Consider the following 6,287-nt stretch of genomic DNA (forward strand, 5'->3'; position numbering starts at 1 on the left):
GCCGCCAGCGTTCGTTCTGAGCCAGGATCAAACTCTCCAGTTATATAACTGTAAGTTGATTCTGTTACTCTTGGTTAAACTTGATTTGCTCGCAAATCATCTTTTATCGTCTGCTATTTAGTTTTCAAAGACCAGTTTTTCTCCCCGTGCCTTTCATCGGCACAGGAGGGTGAAACTATCAAAACCGTTGCTGCCTGTCAATCTCTTTTTTTCTTTTTTCTTCTGCCGTCGATCTACTCATGTGCCGCTCGGCACCTTTCGTCAACGGAGGGCGGTTATACCCAATTAAGCTTTCCCTGTCAAGAAGGATTCGACATTGTTTCGTTTTTTTCTTAATTAAACCTACGACCGCTTGCCATCACCGCCCTGGCTCTATACGAACCGGATACGGGCAAACCGACGTTTACCGGCCTGGAGCACCAGCTCCCCCTTCGGACCGACCTCAAGATCCGGATTGTCGATCTTTTCGCCATCCATCTTCACGCCGCCCTGCTGAACCAGGCGACGCGCTTCACCGTTGGACTTGGTCAGCCCGGCATCGGTCAGCAGACGACAGATCCACAAAGGCTCCGTCGCGGCGATAACAACCTCTTCGATATCGTCGGGGATTTCCTTCTGTTTGAATTGCTGCACAAAATCATCTTCCGCCTGACAGGCCTGACTCTCACCATAGAAGCGGGCGACCAGTTCCCGGGCCAGCGCCTTTTTACTTTCCATCGGGTGCGCGCCGCCCGCCTTGCCGGCAACGCCGTCCTTTATTTTATCGAAAGTGGCCAGATCAGCATCGGAAAGCAATTCGTAGTAGCGCACCATCAGCTCATCGGAGATGCTCATAACCTTGCCGTAGATCTCCCTGGGCGGCTCGGTAATACCGATGTAGTTATTCAGCGACTTGCTCATCTTGTTGACACCGTCAAGGCCTTCGAGCAAAGGCATGGTCAGCACCGACTGGGGGCGCTGGCCTTCCTGCCGCTGCAGCTCGCGGCCGACCAGCAGATTGAACTTCTGGTCGGTTCCGCCCAGCTCGAGATCGGCTTTAAGAGCAACCGAGTCGTACCCCTGCACCAGCGGATAAAGAAACTCGTGAATGGCGATAGGCTGCTGCCCGCTAAAGCGTTTGTGAAAGTCATCGCGTTCAAGCATCCGGGCCACCGTATAGCGGGAGGCGAGCCCGATCAGGTCGGCGGCGGACATCGGTCCCATCCAGCTGCTGTTGAAGACAATCTCGGTTTTGTCCGGATCAAGGATCTTGAACACCTGCTCCTGGTAGGTCCGGGCATTCTGCAGCACCTGCTCGCGGGTCAGCGCCTTGCGGGTTTCGTTCTTGCCGGTCGGATCGCCGATCATGCCGGTAAAATCCCCGATCAAAAAGCAGATGTGATGACCGAGATCCTGCAGCTGCTTGAGTTTCTGGATCAGAACGGTGTGGCCGACGTGCAGGTCAGGAGCCGTCGGGTCAAACCCGGCCTTGATTCGCAGAGGGACCCCGGTCTTGACCGACTGGGCAACTTTCTCTTCCAGTTCCGCCTCGACGAGGATTTCCACCGCCCCGCGACGGATAATAGCCATCTGTTCCTGTACCGACTTCATACGCAACTCGCCCTTCAATTATTAGTCCTGAATTTCCTCGAGAACCCGTTCGATTGCCGTCGCCCGCCCGGTTTCCTCGTCGATGGTCAGCACGACACCACACACCGTCGCATCCTTCTTGGCCACCTCGAAACGAACCGGCAACAGGGAAAGGAATTTTTCAACCGCAAGCTCTTTGCGGATACCGATGACGGAATCGCGGCTCCCGGTCATGCCGACATCGGTGATATATGCGGTCCCCGACGGCAGAATCCGCTCATCGGCGGTCTGCACATGGGTATGGGTGCCGACCAAGGCGGAAACCCTGCCATCCAGGTAACAGCCCAAGGCCGCCTTCTCACTGGTTGCCTCGGCGTGAAAATCGACCAGGATGACCGGCGTCTGCTGGCGCAGCTCGTCGACCAGGGCGTCGGCAGTGCGAAACGGGCATTCCAGGTTGTTCATAAAAACCCGGCCCTCGAGATTAATGATCCCGACCTTGATGCCGGCACTGGTGGAAAAGACTCCGTGACCGCGGCCGGGCAACCCGGCCGGATAATTTGCCGGACGCAGCAGGCGCTTCTGGCTGTCGAGGTAATCGTAAATCTCGCGCTTGTCCCAGATGTGATTACCGGAAGTCAGTACGTCGACGCCGAGATCATAGAATTCCCGCGCCAAATCGGCGGTCAGCCCGAAACCGGCCGCAGCATTTTCGCCATTGACCACCACCAGGTCGATATTGTTACGATCGACCAACCGGTCGAGTCGGCTGGCCAGGGCAACCCGCCCGGGGCGGCCGACGACATCACCGATAAAAAGTATTTTCAAGAAAACCGCTCCAAAGCCTGATCAGACAACAGACAACCAATACCCGCAACCAGAGACGACTTATTACTTGGCGTATTCGGTAGCACGAGTTTCACGAATGACATTCACCTTGATCTGCCCGGGATAGGTCATTTCAGCCTCAACCTTGCGGGCGATATCCTTGGCCAGTATATGCGACTGGGCGTCGGACACTTCTTCACTGGAAACCATCACCCGAATCTCGCGGCCGGCCTGAATCGCATAGCAGCTGGAAACCCCGTGGAAGGAGGTGCCGATCCGCTCCAGGTCTTCGAGGCGCTTGACGTAGGTCTCGAGCATCTCGCGCCGGGCCCCGGGACGGGCACCGGACAGGGCATCGGCAGCCTGAACCAGAACCGCGAGAATGGTTTCGGGCTTTTCGTCTTCATGGTGAGCGGCCAGGGCATGGACGATCTTGGGCGACTCGCCATATTTGCGGGCGAGATCGGCGCCGATGACGGCATGCGACCCCTCGATCTCGTGGTCGACGGCCTTGCCGATATCGTGCAGCAGACCGGCACGCTTGGCCTGTTTGACATTGATGCCGAGCTCACTGGCCATGATGCCGCAGAGAAAAGCGACCTCAAGGGAGTGCTGGAGCACGTTCTGCCCATAGGAGGTCCGATAGCGCAACCGGCCGATCAGTTTGATGATCTCCGGGTGGATGCCGTGCACGCCGACGTCAAAGGTCGCCTGCTCGCCTGCCTCGCGGATCGCCTCATCCACTTCCTGCGCGGCCTTGGTGACCACCTCCTCGATGCGGGCCGGATGAATCCTGCCGTCGGCGACCAGCCGCTCGAGGGTCAACCTTGCCACCTCGCGGCGCACCGGGTTGAAGCCGGAAATAATGACCGCCTCGGGCGTGTCGTCAATAATCAGGTCGATACCGGTCGCCGCTTCGATCGCGCGGATATTGCGTCCCTCGCGGCCGATGATCCGTCCCTTCATTTCGTCGGACGGCAGCGGCACCACGCTGACCGCCTTTTCGGCGACATAATCGCCGGCGTAGCGCTGGATCGCCAGGGCCAGGATCTCCTTCGCCTTCTTGTCGGCGGTCTCCTTGGCCTCATCCTCGATCTGCTTGATCCGCTTGGCCCCGTCATGGCGGGCCTCACTTTCCATGCTGGCGATCAGCGTATTCTTCGCCTCTTCGGCCGTCATCCCGGAGATTTTCTCCAGCTTGTCGGCCTGCTGGCGAACCAGCAGATCAGCCTCTTTTTCGCGATTACGAACTTTCTCTTCAAGTTGCGGCAGAGCCCGCTCCCGCTGCACGAGGTCCTCCTCGCGGCCATCCACCAGCAGAGCCTTACGGTCCAGATGCTCTTCCCGCTGCAGTAGGCGTTTTTCCTGGGCCTGGATTTCCCGGCGCAACTCACGGGATTCCTTCTCCCACTCGGACTTGGCTTCCAGCACCGCATCCTTGGCCTGAATAACGGCCTCCTTGCGGATGGTGTCGCCTTCCTTCTTGGCATCTTCAACAATCTGGGCGGCAGCCCGTTCGGCACTGGCGATCTGCGATTCGGCCAGTTTGCGCCGCAGCAACATGCCGAGGAAGCCCCCGGCGACCAGGGCCCCGACTATCAACATCAATGCGATTTCTATCTGCAAAGCGGAATCCTCCTCTATTGTATAAGGTCGAGCTTATTCCGGACGATCTTCCGGAGTGGCAAAAAAACGCAACGTTCTGGCATCAGTGACCAGCATGTTCATTCCGATATCGTGAGACTCTACCGGCAGATCATCAACCAGTTGAAACTCAAAGCAGAAACCGACAAGACAGGGGCAGCGGTCTGCCGCGTGCAGGAAACGGTCATAAAACCCCTTGCCGTACCCGAGTCGAAACCCGGCCTGATCAAAGGCGACCCCGGGAACCAGCATGAGATCAAGATCGCAGGCCGACAACACCGAAGATCCTGAAGGCTCAAGGACACCGAAAACCCCGGATTTCAATTCAGCAAGGCGGGTCACCTCGACAAACTCGAGAACCTCACCGCAAACCCTTGGGTAGGCCACCCGCTTGCCGTGCCTGAGGGCTGCATGAAACAGCTCCTCGGTAAAGACCTCATTGTAAACCGGACTGTACAAGGCCAGAACGGCAGCCTGTAAAAATTCCGGCGTTTCCAGCAAGCGCAGCTGGGCCGCATGGCTCAAGGAGGCACAGGTGACGCTCGCCAGATGCCTGCGCTGCGCCAGCATGGTGGCTCGAATGGATTTCTTGGGCATGGCCAGAGATCCCTGTTTGCGATCTCTGCATGGAGGAGAAAGAAGGACAGCAGACGGGTCAAGTCCGGTAATGACTATAAATCTTCAGCCAGCTGACAAGTGTGGCATTGCGCGAATCCCAAAACTTGAATACGACAAGGCCTCTATCAGCAATGCACCTGGCGAATGGACCAGGCTTCATGGTCACGACTGGACAGTCCTGACAACAGACACGAAAACAGCTAAACGACTTATACAGCCCAGGGTTAAAACCGAACCTGTCAAATGCCCCGGCAAGGGCACAGTTGCTCTGCCAATCTATCTAAAATCTCCGTACAGAGACTGTTTCTGTGGCGACATCGGCCCTTACGGACCAGCGCCGGACTTACCTAGCTTTCCTCCGAAACCGGCCCGCTTTCCGGGACCCCCACCCCGTCGAGACCGGCTTTTTCCACGCGATCCAGCAATGCCTGCAAGCGTCCCCGAACCTCCGCATCGCCCTCGGCGGCAGCCTGATCCTGCAACCGCAGAAAAGCGCCGGACACATTCATCAGGGCGAGAATGGCGCAATTCAGAGAATCCGCCGACCGGCTGACCGACATTACTTCTGAAATCTTGGCGCTGGCGAAATCGGCCACGCGCCGCACTTCAGCAGGCGAAGCCTCGCTTTTCACCGTGAACTGCTGCCCGAGAATAGTCACCTCTACCGCCTGTTTCAAGGCGTCTCTCCGTCCAGCCCGTCCAGCTTGCCCAGGATCCGGTCCAACTCAGAGCAGACCCCTTCCCGCTCCTTGAGCAGGGCCCGGTTTTCATCCCGCAACTGCTGGCATTCGCGGGCAAGGCCCTGGCAACGGTCGAGCAACTGGTCGACTTTCTGTTCGAGTTTCTGCACCAGGTCCAGGTTGTCAGGCGCCATCATCTCATAACTCCAGCACGATTGGAAATATTAGAAAAATACAGTTTTAAAGTCAAGATTTTTCAGTTTCTTTGAAACAACGCATCAACAAACATATCGGGATCAAACGGACGCAGGTCCTCCACCCCCTCGCCGATCCCGACATAACGCACCGGCAGCCCCAGTTCGGCACCGATAGCGACCACCATGCCCCCCTTGGCCGTCCCGTCGAGTTTGGTCAGGGCGATCCCGGAAACCTTGACCGCCTCCTTGAACAGGCGCGCCTGGGTCAAGGCATTCTGCCCGGTGGTGGCATCGAGAACCAGCAACGTCTCGTGAGGGGCATCGGGGATCTCCCGGGCCAGCACCCGGTGAATCTTCTTCATCTCCTCCATCAGGTTGACCTTGGTATGCAGTCGTCCGGCGGTATCGAGAAGAAGCACGTCCGCCTTCCTGGACACCGCGGCCTTGGCCGCGTCAAAGGCAACCGCCGCCGGATCGGACCCTTCGTCATGACGAATAACGTCGACACCGGAGCGCTCGCCCCAGATCGCCAACTGCTCGGCTGCAGCAGCCCGAAAAGTGTCCCCCGCGCCGAGCACCACCTTTTTCCCCTCATTGACGAACTGGCGAGCCAGCTTGCCGATAGTGGTGGTTTTGCCGACCCCGTTGACACCGACCACCATGATGACAAAGGGCTTGCAGCGCTCCAGATCCAGGGGCGCAGTTTCCAGCTTCAGGCGCTGGCGGATCTCATCCTGCAGCGCACTGCGCA

The 6,287-nt window shown here is 57.9% G+C and carries 7 protein-coding genes; all 7 read right to left on the minus strand.

Features of this window, described 5'->3' with window-relative positions; genetic code table 11:
* Positions 1 to 372: 372 nt before the first annotated feature.
* The gene (tyrS, locus tag ABYV89_RS13315; protein WP_432823435.1) at positions 373 to 1,590 is read right to left on the minus strand and encodes a tyrosine--tRNA ligase; all 1,218 of its coding nucleotides are present in this window, start codon (positions 1,588 to 1,590) and stop codon (positions 373 to 375) included.
* 21 nt (positions 1,591 to 1,611) lie between these two features.
* Positions 1,612 to 2,397: a TIGR00282 family metallophosphoesterase gene (locus tag ABYV89_RS13320; protein ID WP_432823436.1), complete on the minus strand. Its 786-nt coding sequence runs from the start codon at positions 2,395 to 2,397 to the stop codon at positions 1,612 to 1,614.
* 63 nt (positions 2,398 to 2,460) lie between these two features.
* Positions 2,461 to 4,023 (minus strand): ribonuclease Y, encoded by a 1,563-nt coding sequence (rny, locus tag ABYV89_RS13325; protein ID WP_432823437.1) that lies wholly within the window; start codon positions 4,021 to 4,023, stop codon positions 2,461 to 2,463.
* A gap of 33 nt (positions 4,024 to 4,056) precedes the next feature.
* Positions 4,057 to 4,638, minus strand: a complete 582-nt coding sequence (locus ABYV89_RS13330) for a 5-formyltetrahydrofolate cyclo-ligase (protein ID WP_432823438.1) — start codon at positions 4,636 to 4,638, stop codon at positions 4,057 to 4,059.
* 368 nt (positions 4,639 to 5,006) lie between these two features.
* A complete protein-coding gene (locus ABYV89_RS13335; protein ID WP_432823439.1) occupies positions 5,007 to 5,336 on the minus strand; it encodes a cell division protein ZapA in 330 nt (109 codons plus the stop codon).
* Positions 5,333 to 5,536 (minus strand): cell division protein ZapB, encoded by a 204-nt coding sequence (zapB, locus tag ABYV89_RS13340; RefSeq protein ID WP_432823440.1) that lies wholly within the window; start codon positions 5,534 to 5,536, stop codon positions 5,333 to 5,335. The genes ABYV89_RS13335 and zapB overlap by 4 nt, the downstream gene beginning before the upstream one ends.
* A 59-nt stretch (positions 5,537 to 5,595) precedes the next feature.
* The coding region (gene ftsY / locus ABYV89_RS13345; protein ID WP_432823441.1) for a signal recognition particle-docking protein FtsY at positions 5,596 to 6,287 on the minus strand (692 nt) is incomplete at its 5' end.

The organism is Trichloromonas sp. (genome assembly GCF_041583255.1).
Lineage (GTDB): Bacteria > Desulfobacterota > Desulfuromonadia > Desulfuromonadales > Trichloromonadaceae > Trichloromonas.